The following is a 16,591-nucleotide window of genomic DNA, read 5'->3' as shown; positions in this document are numbered from 1 at the left end:
TTAGTTTGTAATAGAATTCAAAATATTTTAATTAAGGATCAATTCCTTATTCATTTTACACGCTTCAATTATCTGATGAATATCACCATCTAACACTTCTTTTTTAATATCGGCAAACTTTAAAAACTCACCATAAACCACATCCAATTGTACTTTTGTAAGTTCGTACCCAACTTTTTTGGCTCTGTAGGCCAACGCTGCTCTACCACTTCTGGCGGTTAACACTATTGATGATTCATTGACACCTACTTCTAAAGGGTCCATGATTTCATATGTTGCTCTATTTTTTATCACTCCATCCTGATGAATTCCGGAGCTGTGCGAAAAAGCGTTCGCACCAACAATCGCTTTATTGGATTGCACCATCATTCCCATACTTTCAGAAACCAATCGGCTCATTTCATTCAGCTGACGTGTATTGATATTAGTATCCAAATTCAAATGCGGATGCTGTTTAAAAATCATTACCACTTCTTCAAGAGCTGTATTTCCGGCTCTCTCCCCTATTCCGTTTATAGTACATTCAATTTGTCTGGCTCCATTTATAACTCCTGCAATAGAATTTGCTGTTGCCATTCCTAAATCATTATGACAGTGACAAGACAAGATTACGTTTTCAATTCCTTTGACATTTTCTTTTAAATATTTAATCTTTGCACCATATTCTTCCGGCAAACAATATCCAGTTGTATCTGGAATATTAAGTACGGTTGCACCTGATTTTATTGCTTCTTCACAGACTCGAGCCAAGAATTCATTATCCGTTCTACCGGCATCCTCCGCATAAAATTCTACATCTTCAACATACGATTTAGCATGTGAAACAGCAAATTTTGCTCGGGCTATAATATCTTCTCTAGTTGTGTTTAATTTGTGTATTATGTGCGAATCAGAAGTTCCAATTCCAGTATGTATACGAGGTCTTTTTGCATGTTTTAAAGCTTGAGCGGCTACATCAATATCATTTTTCACTGCTCTTGTTAATCCGCAAACAATTGCATTTTTAACAACCTTACTTATTTCTAAAACAGATAAAAAATCACCTGGACTAGAAACAGGAAAACCAGCTTCAATAATGTCAACGCCCATTTCATCGAGTCGATTTGCGATAACAAGTTTTTGATTGGTATCTAATTTACATCCTGGAACCTGCTCGCCATCTCTCAAAGTGGTATCAAAAATTTGAACTTTCTCTCTATTCATTTTCATTTATTTAATGTAATTTCACAACTTGACAACAAAAATATCTTTCATTTCTTTATTCTAAAACTCAATTTAATGAAATATACTGCTTATAAAGCAATTAAAAACTTTGTAATCAACTGAAAAACATAACATTAAGAGACTACATTCTACAATGGCTAACCATCAAAAAGATTTCTTGTTTGTATTAATTAAATCCCTTTCAAAATCTGAAAAAAGACAATTCAAGATTTTTGCAAGCCGATTGGAAACCAGTTCCAATACAAAATTCATCGAATTATTTAACATTTTAGACAAATCAGAAGTCTATGATGAGAAACTCATTTTGAAAAGTGGCATCATTAAAAAGGTGCAATTATCAAATCTTAAATCCTATTTGTACAAACAAATTTTGGTCAGTATACGATTGAATATCCCGAGTCAAAACATCAGGTATCAGCTTAGAGAACAAATTGATTTTGCAGCGATTCTTTATAATAAGGGGCTGTACAAGCAAAGTTTAAAAATCTTAGATAAAACAAAGATTCTAGCTTTAGAAAATGACGAAAAATTGATGGCGTACGAAATTGTAGAGTTCGAAAAACTTATTGAATCACAATACATTACACGAAGTATTCAAGGACGCGCTGATGAATTAGTTATTCAGGCCAAAGAACTGAATTATCGCAATACCATTTCCAGTAAATTATCCAATTTATCCCTTCAATTATATGGTATAATGCTAAAAACGGGTTATGTAAAAAGTGACGCGGAATATAAATACATAGACGACTATTTTAGAAAACACATTTCCAAATTTGATGATAAAAAATTTGGATTTCGGGAGAAATATTGGTTTTACAATGCCAATCTTTGGCGAAGTTTTTTAGTCCAGGATTTTTTATCATGCTATAAATATTCTTTGAAATGGGTAACACTTTTTTACGATAATCCTGGCATGATTCATTTAAATCCTGTATTTTTCCTAAAAGGAAATCATTATTTATTGGAATCTTTATACATGTTGAAATACAAATCAAAATTCAAAAAGTATTTATCTCTGCTGGAAGATACCATAAAAGATTCCCATTTTCCGGTTAATGACAACATCGCGTCATTATCATTCTTATATGTCTATAACAATAAATTAAATTACCATATTCTGGAAGGAACCTTTGCAGAAAGCGAATACTTAATTCCCGAAGTATTAAATAAATTAAAAATTCATACGGACCATCTTGATGAACATCACGAAATGCTGTTCTATTATAAATTTGCGTCTATTTATTTTGGGAACGAAAAATATGCTGAATGTATTTTCTATCTGGAGAAAATTATAAACAACAAAAATCTTACGATGCGGGAAGATTTAATGTGTTTTGCCAGACTACTCTGTTTAATTGCTCATTACGAATTAGGAAAAGATTATTATCTGGAAAATCAGTTGAAAAACACTTATAAATTCCTAATCAAAATGAATGATTTGCATGAAGTGCAAAAAGAAATCATTAAGTTTTTGAAAAATTTAAACTCCATTTATCCAACAGACATCAAAAAGGAATTTGTAAAAATGAGAGCGCGTTTTATCGAATTAGAAAAAAATACTTATGAAAAAAGAGCCTTCTTATACTTAGATATTATCTCCTGGCTGGAAAGCAAAATTGAAAACCTAAAAATTAGCGATATTATTAAAGAAAAAGCCAAGTTGATTAATCGATAAGATTTTAAAGATTAATATTATTTGCAACAATTTAAATATTTTTTCCTGTGTTTTATTGCTGTAATTTTAATATTAAACGCGATGCATATTATAAATTCTTGCTTCTATTGCTAACTACTTACCGATAAATTCAGTATCTGTTAAGTATTTGTTTTAATAAAAACCACTATTATTTGATTTATAATAATATTTAATGATCCAACGTACTGCACTGATTGTCACTTTTTCGACCAGTACTAGTTGTTATAAAGATCTGATCTTACGTTACATCTAGTTTTTTTTATTTAAAATAAAATTTGCAGTTCCAAAAATAAATTTTAAATTTAGAAATACTTAAATCAAATACTTATGAATGGATTTTTTAAAACAATTCTCGCAGGTTATGGTGCCAAAAAACTAGGCGGTGGCTGTTTTGGTACAATTCTAATTTTTATAATTATCTATTGGATCTTAGGTTATTTTTAGAATTACAACGCTAAAAATAACCTAATTATAATTTCAATATTAGTACGCCAATAGTTCTTTCAGATCATTTTCGAATCTGCTTTTTGGTAAATATTGATCTTCCAATGCTTTTGTAAATGGAATTGGCGTGTCTAAACTTGCCACTCGTTTTACTGGCGCATCAAGGTATTTGAAACAATTTTCCATTATCATTGCCGAAATATCACTGGCTATTCCACCAAACATAGAATCTTCCTGATAAATAATCACTCTTCCTGTTTTCTTCACCGATGCAAAAATAGCTTCTATATCCAAAGGTTGCAAGGTTCTTAAATCCAACAAATCAGCCGAAATTTCAGGATTTTTTGCTAAAGTATCCAGAGCCCAATGCACCGCTGCACCAAACGAAATAATTGTAACATCATTCCCTCTTTTCAATAAAGCGGCTTTTCCCAATGGAATGGTATAATACTCTTTTGGTACATCTTGGTAAACGCTTCTGTACAATTGCTTGTGCTCAAAGAATAATACCGGATTTGGATCGTTTATGGACGTATTTAAAAGTCCTTTTGCATCATAAGGAAATGCCGGATAAACTACTTTTAAACCTGGAGTTTTGGTAAACCAAGCTTCATTGGTTTGCGAATGAAAAGGTCCTGCTTGTGTTCCGCCGCCGCAAGGCATCCGAACCACAACATCGGCTTTTTCTAACCATCGGTAATGTGATTTGGCTAATAAATTCACAATAGGATTAAAACCAGTCGAAACAAAATCAGCAAACTGCATTTCCACAATCGCTTTGTACCCGTTAATAGACAACCCCATTCCTGCCGATACCACTGCGCTCTCACAAATCGGTGTATTAATAACTCGTTCTTTACCAAACTGCGCTACGAAACCATCTGTGATTTTGAAAGCACCGCCATATTCAGCAATATCCTGACCCATGATTACTGAGTTTTCATGGCGTTCCATCGATTGTCTCAAACTGTTAGAAATCGCATCTACAAAACGAATATTTTCTTTTTCTTCTGAAGGATTAACTTGCTCAAAAACATACGGTTTGTAAACATCATTTAGCTCTTCGCTTAAAGAAGCTTCAATCTCAGGTTCGGCATTGGCAATAGCCAAACTTTCATCAATTTCCTTTTTTATTTCAGCATGCAAAGCTGCATCAAAATCAGCTGTAAGAACTCCGTTTTCTGCCAAATATTTTCTGTAATTTTCTACAGGATCTTTAATCGCCCACACATCCATTAGCTCCTGCGGAACGTATTTGGTGCCACTCGCCTCTTCATGCCCACGCATTCTGAAGGTTTTAAATTCCAGTAAAACGGGACGCGGATTTACTTTCATCGAAGCCTTTAATTCGGATAACAAATTAAACACTTCCAGAATATTATTTCCATCCACAATATGACTTTCCATTCCGTAACCTTTTCCTTTATCGGCTAGGTTTTCACAAAGGTATTGTTCATTTGTTGGAGTCGAAAGTCCGTAACCGTTATTTTCTATGACAAACATAACCGGCAATTTCCAAACCGAAGCAATGTTCAAAGCTTCATGAAAATCTCCTTCGCTTGTTGCTCCTTCACCAGTAAAAACTGCCGTAACTTTTCCGTTTTTCTTTAATTTATTGGCCAATGCGATTCCATCAGCAACGCCTAATTGCGGGCCTAAATGTGAAATCATCCCTATAATCTTGTATTGTTGTGTTCCAAAGTGAAAACTTCGATCACGACCTTTGGTAAAACCATTGGCTTTACCTTGCCATTGCGAAAAAAGTCGGTACAACGGAATGTCTCTTCCGGTGAAAACACCAAGATTTCTATGCATAGGCAAAATATACTCATCCGAATCTAAAACTGCCGTGACACCAACAGAAATAGCCTCTTGGCCAATTCCAGAGAACCATTTTGATACTTTTCCCTGCCGAATAAGAATCAACATTTTTTCTTCTATAAGTCTTGGTTTAAGTAACCGTTTGTATAAATCTAATAATTGATAATCCGTGAGATTTTTTCTGTCAAAAGTCATTTTTAAGTTTTATTGTATGGTTCAAAGATAAAAAAATATAACAGTTTGAATGTATTTTGTTATATATTTTTATTTTACTCCTAAGTTTAAAATTAAGATATAAAATTATTCTTTACATTTGTATCTGCAAGGTTTTAGGCCTTCAAGTTATTAAAAAATATTTAAAAAGTATGCAAAACATTCCCAGTGTTGACTTGCGTGATTTCCTTTCGGACGACCCGAAACGTAAACAAAAATTTGTAAATGAAATCGGAAGTGCATTTGAAGATATTGGCTTCGTGGCACTCAAAGGGCATTTTTTAGACGACCAGTTGGTTGATGAATTGTATGGTGAAATCAGAAATTTTTTCGCTTTACCTTTAGAAACAAAACACAGTTATGAAATTCCTGGCATTGGCGGACAAAGAGGCTATGTTTCTTTTGGAACAGAGCATGCTAAAGGCAGAAAAGAAGGCGATTTAAAGGAGTTTTGGCACTTTGGACAATACGTGTCTCAAGATTCAAAATACGCATCCGAGTATCCTGAAAACGTCGAAGTTAAAGAACTTCCCCGTTTTAATATTGTAGGTAAACAAGCGTACCAAATGCTGGAAAAAACCGGCGTTTATGTTTTGAGAGCTTTGGCTTTACACCTTGGTTTGGATGAATTTTATTTTGACCAATATGCCAAAGACGGAAATTCAATCTTACGACCTATTCATTATCCACCGATTACCTCTGAACCAGCAAACGCGATTCGTGCAGCAGCTCACGGGGATATTAACTTGATCACTTTATTGATGGGTGCGCAAGGAAAAGGGTTGCAAGTTCAAAATCACGATGGAGATTGGATTGATGCTATTGCTGAACCGGATGAATTAGTAATTAATGTGGGTGATATGTTATCGCGTCACACTAATAACAAATTGAAATCGACCATTCATCAAGTGGTAAATCCACCAAGAGAATTATGGGGAACTTCACGTTATTCTATTCCGTTTTTTATGCATCCGGTGAGCGACATGAAATTGGATTGTTTGGAAAACTGTATTGATGCAGAAAATCCAAAAAAATTCGAAGATATAACGGCAGGAGCGTATTTATACGAGCGTTTAGTAGATTTGGGACTTATTAAAAAATAAACTTAAATTTACTTCAGATAATAAAAGACATTAAGTGTATGCTTAATGTCTTTTGTTTTTTTTTTAATGGTGGAGACTTAAAGAAAACAGCATAATTTTAACCACATAGAAACATAGGTAGAAGAGAACAATACAAACCATTTTTGGATTTACATAGCAATGTTTTACTGTAAAAAAGTAAAACGCCTCATTCTATAAAATATGGCTATGATTCTATGTGGTAAAAAATAATTTAAATATAATATGGACTTACAAGACCAATTAAAAAACCTTTTTCCGGATCACGAACCATTGCCTCAAGAGCAAATTCAAGAAGTGACACATGAATTATACGTTCAAAAAGATCCAATGATTTGCAAATTTGAGAAGAGAAAAGGAAAAGCGACCACTATAATTGAAGGTTACGAAGGAACTGACGAGGATTTTAAAATTCTTGCCAAGGAAATTAAAACTAAATTAAGTGTTGGCGGAACCTTCAAAGATTATTCTATCATCATTCAGGGTGATTATCGAGATAAAATAATGACTATTTTAAAAGAAAAAGGATTTAAAGTAAAACGTGTTGGCGGGTAGAAAAAGTGTTCAATGTTCAATAATTAGTATTCAGTTGAACAACTTGAAATATTAAACCTTAAACAAAAAAACAATGATACAAGCATCAGAATTAATCTTAAATCCAGACGGAAGCGTATACCATTTGAATTTAAAACCAGAACATATTGCACACGATATCATCTTTGTAGGAGATCAAAATCGCGTGGAGAAAATCACACAATTCTTTGAAACTATCGAATTTTCAACTCAAAAAAGAGAATTCAAAACCCAAACCGGTATTTTTAAAGGCAAACGAATTACGGTGCTATCAACAGGAATTGGTCCAGATAACATTGATATTGTAATGAACGAATTGGATGCTTTAGTCAATATTGATTTTACAACCCGTCAACCAAAAGAAAATTTGACTTCCTTGAACATTATCCGTATTGGAACTTCGGGGTCTTTACAGGCAGATATTCCCGTTGACAGTTTTGTGATGTCAAAATTTGGTCTGGGATTGGACAACATGCTCCGCTCCTATTTGATTGACGAAGTCTCGAATCTTGAAATGGAAGACGCCTTCGTGAAACACACCAATTGGGATTTAAAAAAAGGAAAACCATACGTAATTGCTTGTTCCGAAAAACTGGAAAAGATGATAGAGAGCGACACAATGCACAAAGGAATTACCGCAACTGCAGGTGGTTTTTACGGTCCACAAGGACGTGTATTGCGTTTAAATATTCAAGATGAAGCATTAAATTCTAAGATGGATAATTTTACATTTGGTGACAACCAAATCACAAATTTAGAAATGGAAACAGCAGCAATTTACGGACTTTCCACCCTTTTAGGACATCAAGCATTGTCATTAAACGCAATCATTGCCAACCGTGCTTCGGGAACTTTTAGTGAAGATCCTTACAAAGCCGTTGATGAATTGATTGGGTATACATTAGAAAAAATTGCTTTAGGATAGAGAAAATAATTTTCAAAATCTTTTCCATTTGTAGTTTTAAAAAAGTGCTGTTTAATTTTTTTAAAACTACATTTGTTTTTAGAACAAATTGATAATGAAAATAATACTTACAGGTGCAACAGGAGTTTTGGGATCTCATATTATGTATGAAATTCTGGAGCTTTTCATCAACACTAAAATTGATGGAAAACTCTTTATTATTGCACGAAATAAAGGTAAAAATTCCGCTTTAGATCGAATAAACGAACTTTTATCCAGCAGTTATACCCCTAAAATCATAAAAGACAAAGGCATAGCAAAACTGCACGAATACATTGAAATCATCGATGTTGATTTGGCTGTCATTCAGGACACTATTTCTAGCAAAATAAAAGATGCTTATTTAATTCACTCTGCTGGATTCGTGAATTTATCTACCGATGAAGAACAACGCGAAAAGATTTTTGATGAAAATACCAAAATCACAAAATCCCTTTTCCACCTGTTTCATCCTTTCATAAAAAAGTTTATTTACATCGGAACTGCTTTTTCATCCGGTAACCGAAAAGGATTAATTGACAATGATTTTCATCGTTTAGGATTCAAACCAGAGCATCGCAATGCCTACGAGAATGCCAAATTTCATTCTGAAAATTTTATTGCTCAGGAATGCAAAAAAATTGGTTTACCGTTCCAAATTCTGCGTCCAAGTGTGATTGGAGGCAAAATGTTAGGAACAGAAAATGCGTATTTTATTTCGAAATACATGGTTTTTTACCTTTTGGCAAAATTCTTTCACTTTACTTCCCAACGAAAAGGAGATCAAGAAAATGTGCGTTTTATTATCAATGAAGATACTGTTTTGAATATTATTCCTGTTGATTATGTGGCAAAAGTTATTGTAAATATATTCGAAAGAGACGATATTGAACAGCTTAATATTGTACATTATAAAAGTTTCAATATGGTGAATGGATTGAAGTTGATTATGAAAGAAGTTGGCTACACTAATTTCACTTTGATACAAAATTCGTTAGATTTTAAATATAAAAATTCGATTGAAAAATTGTATTATGAAAGTATTGGAAAACATTTAAACCCATATTTCACTACAGCTGCCAATGAATATGACACCACTTTGCTGAACTCTATTCTGGAAATACCAAAATTGGATCAGGAGGCGTTCACCAGTATGATTCGGTATGCGAGATTAAATAATTTCAAAGATATTAATGTGTAATTTTAGGAGCTATTTCCTGCTGTACACTACAATCTATTGCGCCGAACCCCGGCACAATAGGATTTCCGATTTCCATCAGGGCTAGGTAATTCGATTGACAATAAAAATCAAAAAATGACAACTATAAAAATAGCCGGAGTTCCGGAACATTTCAATCTTCCTTGGCATTTAGCCATAGAGAACGAAGATTTTGAAAAAGAAAATGTTGATTTACAATGGACTGATGTTCCAGAAGGAACCGGCAAAATGTGCCAAATGCTTCGTGATGGAGAGACAGATATTGCCGTAATCTTAACCGAAGGAATTGTCAAAGATATCGTTGCAGGAAACCCAAGTAAAATAGTTCAAGTTTATGTAGAAAGTCCCTTGATTTGGGGAATTCACGTGGTGGCACACTCAAATTTCAAAACATTATCTAATTTAGAAAATAAAAAAGTGGCTATTTCCAGGTTGGGTTCCGGTTCGCAATTAATGGCGTATGTCAACGCCGATAATCAGGGTTGGAAAACAGATAATCTTCAATTCAAAATTGTAAATACCATAGATGGAGCTGTTGAAGCTTTAACAAACGGAACTGCTGATTATTTTATGTGGGAACGCTTCATGACCAAACCATTAGTCGATAAAGGTATTTTTAGAAGAATTGCGGATTGCCCAACGCCTTGGCCTTGTTTTGTAATTGCGGTTCGTGAGGAAGTTTTGGAAAAAAATCCAGTCCTTATTTCAAAAATTTTAGCAATCATTAATCAAACTACAGAGGAATTCAAAGATATTCCCAGTATTGAAAAAACTTTGGCTTTAAGGTACCATCAAAAAATAGAAGATATCCAAGAATGGTTGTCGTTAACGCATTGGTCACAAAAATCATTATCAGTTGAAATGTTAAACAAAGTTCAAAATCAACTTTTTCAACTTAAAATTATCGATAAAAAAGGTACTTTTGAGGACATTGTGAAAACAGTCTAGAATACTGTTTTTATTTTTACTATGATAAAAATAAAAGAAATTAATTTTCAGGGTATTAAACAGCGATTCCGGGTTAAAAAACCTTGGGATGACGTTATGATTTTTATCCTTAACATATTAATTGCTATTCCATTATTTATCATTGTTCACCAGAATTTAATCAATCCCAATTGGTTTTTGAACATTGACAGAGTAATTTTATTTTTGGCAATGATTGTTGTTATTCAAATCATCCTTCGATTCTTAAGAACGATTATTCTATTTTGTATTATTTTATATTTCTTGGTTTTAGTTTACGGTTCTACAATTGGTAACTATGGCTTTAACAGCGTTTTTGAAGATTACAATTCAATTATGTACACCATGTCAGACAATCCATATCCGCAAGATATTATTATTGCAAAGTTGCTTCCGTTTCCCAATAAATCAAAAATTATCAATGCTATAGAATATCAAAATCCAAAAATCAGGAATTTTGCGGTTATGGCCACCACCAAACATTTTAAAGACATAAAAGGATATTCGGATTATAGAACCATAATACAATGCTTTGCCGTTTTTAAAGAAATCAACAGCAGATGGAACTATGTAAGTGACCCAAAAGCACGTGATTATATCGCTACGGCTACGGAATCTTTACTTTATTTCTCTGGAGATTGTGATGATCATTCGATTCTAATGGCCGCCGCAATTAAATCTATTGGTGGAACTCCCAGATTAATTCATACTACTGGACATATTTATCCAGAAATATTGATAGGATCTCTGACTGATTTAGAAAAAGTCAATTTTCTAATTAAAAACATACTATTTGTAAATGAAAGCAATGAAAACAAACTTCATTACCACGTGGACGAACGCGGTCAAATATGGTTGAATCTGGATTACACCGCGAAATATCCAGGCGGACCATTCATGTCTGAAGAAATTTTAGGAGCCTTGACATTGGATTAGTGCCACTTTAAACTAAAAAATATTCTAATAATTTACCGTTTTTATAGTTGTACAGAAACAAGTCTCAAATCATTCAATTCAAGATTAAAGAAAATTAAAAAAAAATTAGCGATGCGCAATTCTTTTTATTTTAATTTGAAAAAAGTGGTTTTGCGCTTTTACGTTTTGTAGTACAGTTGTGTAATTTCCATAAGCTGCATAACATCGAAAAATGTAAATTTCTCACGATAAATTACAATGATGAAGTGAAAATCATAATTACGATATTACAAATAGATCCAGCATTAGTTATTTCGGTGGAGTTTTTTTTGGCGATGAACACTCAAACGAAAGTTTAAATAAAACAGGAAGTGAAAAAATTGAAAAATGAAGAAGCAAGCTTGATATTTTGTCCCGATTGTCAGGGACGTGGCAAAAAGAGTCGAGGTCTCAGCAAGAAAGTACGACTCCATTACCAACAGGCAGTAGATCAATTTAATAAAAATGAAGGCAGAGGAACAGCTCCTGTGCAACCGAAGGGCCATCTTTACTCCTGCTTGAACTGTGCCGGATCCGGTTTGGTTCTTTCTATCATTTCTCCAACAGCAGATAAAAAAAATTATCCTCACGTTGCTATTATAGGTGGTGGTATAGGCGGAATAGCTTTGGCTGTGGCTTGTTTGCACCGCGAGATTCCTTTTACCTTATTTGAGCGGGACAGCAATTTCGATGCCCGATCTCAGGGCTACGGACTTACTTTGCAACAAGCTAGCAAGGCGATTGAGGGATTTGGTATTTTTTCATTAGAAGATGGAGTGATTTCAACAAGACATTTAGTTCACACTACAGAAGGAAAAGTGATTGGGGAATGGGGAATGAGAAAGTGGATGCCGTCAGTAGCGAAAACGACTCCGAAACATTCTAATGTCCATATCGCACGACAATCTTTGCGATTAGCATTACTAAAGCAACTCGGCGGACCTGATGCGGTACAATGGGGACACCAGTTAATAGATTTTAACAAATGTGAGGATGAAAGTGTTGCACTAAACTTTCAAGTAGATGGAAAGATGAAAAGCTGCAAAGCAGATCTCGTGGTTGGAGCCGATGGCATACGCGGTTCGGTGCGAACGTTGCTGATTGGTGAAGATATTACCCCTTTACGATACTTAGGTTGCATTGTGATCTTGGGTATTTGTCCTTTGAGTGCTCTCGCAAATATTAACAGTTCTCTATTGGATTCGGCCACTGTATTTCAAACCGCCAATGGTAATGAGCGGATCTACATAATGCCTTATACATCAGACTCTGTGATGTGGCAACTTAGCTTCCCAATCCCCGAGGAAGAAGCTAAGGCTTTAAGCGCTCAAGGATTACAAGCACTCAAGGAAGAAGCGTGTCGCAGAACGCCGTGGCACGATCCCATCCCGCAGATTTTAGCGGCAACTCCGGAAGCCCAGATTTCTGGATATCCCGTATACGACCGAGATTTACTGCAATCAGAATTGCTGCAAAAAGGCGGGCCAGTAACTCTAATTGGAGATGCAGCTCACCCGATGAGTCCGTTTAAAGGACAGGGTGCAAATCAAGCATTGTTGGATGCGCTCGCGCTCGCTCGAGGAATATCAATAGGATGCAAACCTTTAACACAATGGAAAAAAGCTGGAATAAGGGAAAGTGTCTTAACTCAGTTTGAAGCGGAAATGTTAGAACGCAGTGCCGTTAAAGTGAGAGAATCAGCCTCCGCCGCACATTTTTTACATTCCGAGAGTGTACTTTATGAAGGAGATACGCCCAGAGGTCGGTGTGTTAAGAATAAGTAAAAAAAGAATGGTCACTGCAAAGTTTACAGTAAAAGAAAAACGCAACGCTCACAAAGCTTTATTTTAAATTTACATAAGTTTCACGTACTTTTTAGCTAATTTATTTTGCATAAAAAAACTCCATTATTTCTAATGGAGTTTGTCTTGTGGGCGATGAGGGGTTCGAACCCCCGACCCCCTCGGTGTAAACGAGGTGCTCTGAACCAGCTGAGCTAATCGCCCTTAACAAAAAGGTCATTTTCATTTCCTTACTGCGAGTGCAAATATACAGCTAGAAATGGTATCTGCAAGCAAATCCGTAAAAAAATCAATAAAATATAAGCATTATTTGCTTTCGTGCTCTACAATAGCGCTTTATGTTAGGCATGAATTATTGGTATTTTTTTGTATTGATTCGTTATAGTCATACATTTGCGCTTTAAACAATAAATAATGGCCAGGTTCAAAGAAAATGATTTACCAAAATCAAAAATTACTGCAAGTTCACTCCAGAAAGCAACTGTAATATTTCAATATGCAGGAAATCATCGTTGGAAATTTTATGTAGGATTAGTTTTTTTATTATTTACCGGAGCGACTGCGCTTGCTTTTCCTAAATTGATGGGAATGCTCATCGATTGTGTAAAAAATAAAGACAACTCCCAAGCTAACATGATTGCTGGAGGTTTAATAATAATCTTATTTCTTCAATCAATATTTTCGTTTTTTAGATTGTATTTATTTGTCAATTTCACTGAAAACACGTTGGCTAATCTTAGAGTAGCACTTTACAGTAATTTAGTGAAACTGCCTATGTCTTTCTTCTCGCAAAAACGTGTTGGGGAATTAAATAGCCGAATCAGTTCTGATATAACTCAGATACAAGATACCTTGACGTCAACAATTGCTGAATTCCTGAGACAATTTATTTTAATTGTTGGTGGCGTTCTTTTGTTAGCAAATGAAAGTATTAAATTGACATTGTTAATGTTATCAGTAGTTCCTCTGGTCGCTGTAGCTGCAGTTATTTTTGGACGTTTCATTAGAAAATATTCAAAAAATGTTCAGGATAAAGTTGCCGAAAGTCAGGTAATTGTTGAAGAAACCATGCAAGGCATTAGTATTGTAAAGGCTTTCGCCAATGAATGGTACGAAATTGCCCGTTACAATGGAAAAATAAAAGAAGTAGTTACAATAGCCATTAAAGGTGGGAAATACCGAGGTTACTTTGCTTCATTCATTATTTTCTGTCTTTTCGGAGCCATTGTGGCCGTTGTTTGGTACGGCGTTCGATTGAGCATTAGCGGAGAAATGAGCGTGGGACAATTGATATCATTTGTGTTGTATTCCACTTTTGTTGGTGCTTCTTTCGGAGGTATTGCAGAACTTTATGCTCAAATCCAAAAAGCAATTGGCGCAACAGAACGAGTTTTTGAATTATTGGACGAAACTCCTGAAAAAATTAATTCAGTTCGAGATGTTGCTAAAACTCAAAAAATAAAAGGAAACGTTACATTCAAAAATGTCGCGTTCAGTTATCATTCCAGAAAAGAAATCAAAGTATTAAAAGACGTCAGTTTTACTGCTAATTTTGGTCAAAAAATTGCTATTGTTGGACCTAGTGGAACTGGAAAATCGACAATTGCTTCGCTTTTATTGCGTTTTTATAATATTGATGAAGGAGAAATATTGGTTGACGGAAAAAATATTTATGATTTTGATTTAGAAAACCTTCGTGGAAACATGAGTATTGTGCCGCAGGATGTGATTTTATTTGGTGGAACCATCAGAGAAAATATCGCTTATGGAAAACCAAATGCCACCGAGGAAGAAATTCTTACCGCTTCAAGACAAGCTAACGCCTATAATTTCATTGAAAGTTTTCCTGAAAAATTTGAAACTATCGTGGGGGAAAGAGGAATTAAACTTTCAGGCGGACAACGACAACGTATTGCAATTGCGAGAGCATTATTGAAAAACCCAAGTATTTTGATTCTGGACGAAGCCACATCCTCATTAGACAGCGAAAGCGAAAAGCTAGTTCAAGAAGCGCTTGAAATTTTGATGGAGGGAAGAACCAGTATTATTATCGCGCACCGTCTTTCGACAATTCGCAGTGCGGATCAGATATTAGTTTTGGACAAAGGAAAAATTACAGAACAGGGAACACATCAAGAATTAATCGCTTTAGAAAATGGTATCTATAAAAATTTAAGTAATTTACAGTTTAGCCATTCTTAAATTTAAAGTTCTTTCATTTTTTTGGACACTGAAAATACGGATTCACAAAAGCGAAAACACGGATAAAAACTGATTTTTCCTTGTTGTTCCTACAACTAAAATCAGTTTTAATCCGTGTTTTTACAAAGTAAATCCGTGTAATCCGTGTTCTATTTTACATTGACTACTTCCCTTTTCTTCGGTTGCGTTCTGCTTTTATCATCTCTAATTCACGACTCGTTTGTCCCGCTACTGAAGTATTTTCTTCCGCACGACGGATCAAGTACGGCATCACATCTTTTACCGGACCAAAAGGCAAATATTTTGCTACATTATACCCATTAGCAGCTAGATTATAGCTGATATTGTCGCTCATTCCGTACAACTGACCAAACCAAATTCTGTCATCGTTTGTTTTAATTCCTTTTTGCTGCAATAATTCCATCAGAGTATACGTACTCAACTCATTGTGAGTTCCTGCAAAAACTGACATTATATCTAAATGTTCAATCATATAGCGAACTGCTGCATCATAATTTTCATCTGTATCTTCTTTTGAAGCGCATATTGGTGATGAATATCCCTTCTCGTTAGCGCGAACAATTTCTTTTTCCATGTAAGCACCACGAACCAATTTCATTCCAATGAAGAATTCTTCCTTTTTTGCCTGTTCATGCAATTTTTTCAGATAATCCAAACGATCCCAACGATACATTTGTAACGTATTGAAAACAATAGCTTTTTCTTTGTTGTATTTGCGCATCATTTCGGTCACTAGTTCATCTGCGGCGTCTTGCATCCAACTTTCTTCACCATCAATCAAAAGAGCAACATTTTTAGAATGAGCATCTTTGCAAACCAAATCAAAACGTTCTACTACTCTATTCCATTCCGCTTTCTCTTCTGGCGTTAACGCTTGTTTATCTCCTAATTTCTCATACAATTCAAAACGACCAAATCCAGTAGGTTTAAAAACGGCAAAAGGAATCGCTTGACGTTCTTTGGCAAATTCGATTGTTTTTAAAGTCATTTCAAGCGCAGCATCAAACTGATCTTCCTCTTCTTTTCCTTCTACAGAATAATCCAGAACAGACGAAACGCCCTTGGTGTACATTTTATCCACCACAGAAAGGCAATCTACTTCATTCACGCCTCCGCAAAAATGATCAAAAACAGTAGCGCGAATCAAACCCTCAACAGGAAGATTTGCTTTAAGGGCAAAATTAGTAACCGCAGTACCAATGCGAACCAGTGGCTGATTGGCAATCATTTTAAAAAGAAAATAAGCTCTATCCAATTCGGTATCACTTTTTAATGAAAAGGCAACTTGTGTATTATTGAATATTTTTTCCATTATTTGTTAAATTTTTGTACAAATATAAACAGAGTTTTGAATATTATTTAGCAAAAATTACCTTATTTTGCGGTTCC

The 16,591-nt window shown here is 34.7% G+C and carries 12 protein-coding genes and 1 tRNA gene; 9 read left to right on the top strand and 4 right to left on the bottom strand.

The window, feature by feature from the left end; all coding sequences use genetic code 11:
* Positions 1 to 27: 27 nt before the first annotated feature.
* Positions 28 to 1,203, bottom strand: a complete 1,176-nt coding sequence (locus tag ACP7AQ_RS04370; protein ID WP_426094532.1) for a 2-isopropylmalate synthase — start codon at positions 1,201 to 1,203, stop codon at positions 28 to 30.
* 154 nt (positions 1,204 to 1,357) lie between these two features.
* Between ACP7AQ_RS04370 and ACP7AQ_RS04365 the strand changes: the two genes are divergently transcribed.
* Positions 1,358 to 2,902 (top strand): hypothetical protein, encoded by a 1,545-nt coding sequence (locus ACP7AQ_RS04365; RefSeq protein ID WP_426094531.1) that lies wholly within the window; start codon positions 1,358 to 1,360, stop codon positions 2,900 to 2,902.
* 504 nt (positions 2,903 to 3,406) lie between these two features.
* Here the strand turns inward: ACP7AQ_RS04365 and ACP7AQ_RS04360 are convergent.
* Positions 3,407 to 5,383, bottom strand: a complete 1,977-nt coding sequence (locus ACP7AQ_RS04360; protein WP_426094530.1) for an alpha-ketoacid dehydrogenase subunit alpha/beta — start codon at positions 5,381 to 5,383, stop codon at positions 3,407 to 3,409.
* 170 nt (positions 5,384 to 5,553) lie between these two features.
* Here ACP7AQ_RS04360 and ACP7AQ_RS04355 point away from each other — a divergent pair, with 170 nt between their 5' ends.
* The 7 genes from ACP7AQ_RS04355 to ACP7AQ_RS04325 all read left to right on the top strand — a co-directional run bounded on the left by ACP7AQ_RS04355 (position 5,554) and on the right by ACP7AQ_RS04325 (position 12,961).
* On the top strand, positions 5,554 to 6,504 hold the full coding sequence (locus tag ACP7AQ_RS04355; RefSeq protein ID WP_426094529.1) for an isopenicillin N synthase family dioxygenase: 951 nt from the start codon (positions 5,554 to 5,556) through the stop codon (positions 6,502 to 6,504).
* A gap of 243 nt (positions 6,505 to 6,747) precedes the next feature.
* Positions 6,748 to 7,077 (top strand): translation initiation factor, encoded by a 330-nt coding sequence (locus tag ACP7AQ_RS04350; protein ID WP_426094528.1) that lies wholly within the window; start codon positions 6,748 to 6,750, stop codon positions 7,075 to 7,077.
* Positions 7,078 to 7,150: 73 nt separating this feature from the next.
* Positions 7,151 to 8,020 carry a nucleoside phosphorylase gene (locus tag ACP7AQ_RS04345; RefSeq protein WP_426094527.1) on the top strand — a complete coding sequence of 290 codons (870 nt, stop codon included), beginning with the start codon at positions 7,151 to 7,153 and terminating at the stop codon, positions 8,018 to 8,020.
* A 94-nt stretch (positions 8,021 to 8,114) separates the two neighbouring features.
* Positions 8,115 to 9,239, top strand: a complete 1,125-nt coding sequence (locus tag ACP7AQ_RS04340; RefSeq protein ID WP_426094526.1) for an SDR family oxidoreductase — start codon at positions 8,115 to 8,117, stop codon at positions 9,237 to 9,239.
* 114 nt (positions 9,240 to 9,353) lie between these two features.
* Complete coding sequence (locus ACP7AQ_RS04335; protein WP_426094525.1) at positions 9,354 to 10,205, top strand: substrate-binding domain-containing protein; 852 nt, start codon at positions 9,354 to 9,356, stop codon at positions 10,203 to 10,205.
* A 21-nt stretch (positions 10,206 to 10,226) separates the two neighbouring features.
* Positions 10,227 to 11,159, top strand: a complete 933-nt coding sequence (locus ACP7AQ_RS04330; RefSeq protein ID WP_426091272.1) for a transglutaminase — start codon at positions 10,227 to 10,229, stop codon at positions 11,157 to 11,159.
* A 350-nt stretch (positions 11,160 to 11,509) separates the two neighbouring features.
* A complete protein-coding gene (locus tag ACP7AQ_RS04325; protein ID WP_426094524.1) occupies positions 11,510 to 12,961 on the top strand; it encodes an FAD-dependent monooxygenase in 1,452 nt (483 codons plus the stop codon).
* Between the two features lie 147 nt (positions 12,962 to 13,108).
* On the opposite strand, the gene ACP7AQ_RS04320 is transcribed toward ACP7AQ_RS04325, so the two are convergent.
* Positions 13,109 to 13,183 (bottom strand) — tRNA-Val (locus ACP7AQ_RS04320).
* Positions 13,184 to 13,393: 210 nt separating this feature from the next.
* On the opposite strand from ACP7AQ_RS04320, the gene ACP7AQ_RS04315 reads away from it, so the two are divergent.
* The gene (locus ACP7AQ_RS04315) at positions 13,394 to 15,181 is read left to right on the top strand and encodes an ABC transporter ATP-binding protein (RefSeq protein WP_426094523.1); all 1,788 of its coding nucleotides are present in this window, start codon (positions 13,394 to 13,396) and stop codon (positions 15,179 to 15,181) included.
* 163 nt (positions 15,182 to 15,344) lie between these two features.
* Here the strand turns inward: ACP7AQ_RS04315 and ACP7AQ_RS04310 are convergent, their stop codons facing one another.
* The gene (locus ACP7AQ_RS04310) at positions 15,345 to 16,514 is read right to left on the bottom strand and encodes a proline dehydrogenase family protein (protein ID WP_426094522.1); all 1,170 of its coding nucleotides are present in this window, start codon (positions 16,512 to 16,514) and stop codon (positions 15,345 to 15,347) included.
* Positions 16,515 to 16,591: the final 77 nt, after the last annotated feature.

Origin of the sequence: Flavobacterium sp. DSR2-3-3, assembly GCF_049896585.1 — a bacterium.
Classification (GTDB): domain Bacteria; phylum Bacteroidota; class Bacteroidia; order Flavobacteriales; family Flavobacteriaceae; genus Flavobacterium.
The sequence above is the reverse complement of the archived record's forward strand: the minus strand, read 5'-3'. Positions and strand labels throughout refer to the sequence as shown.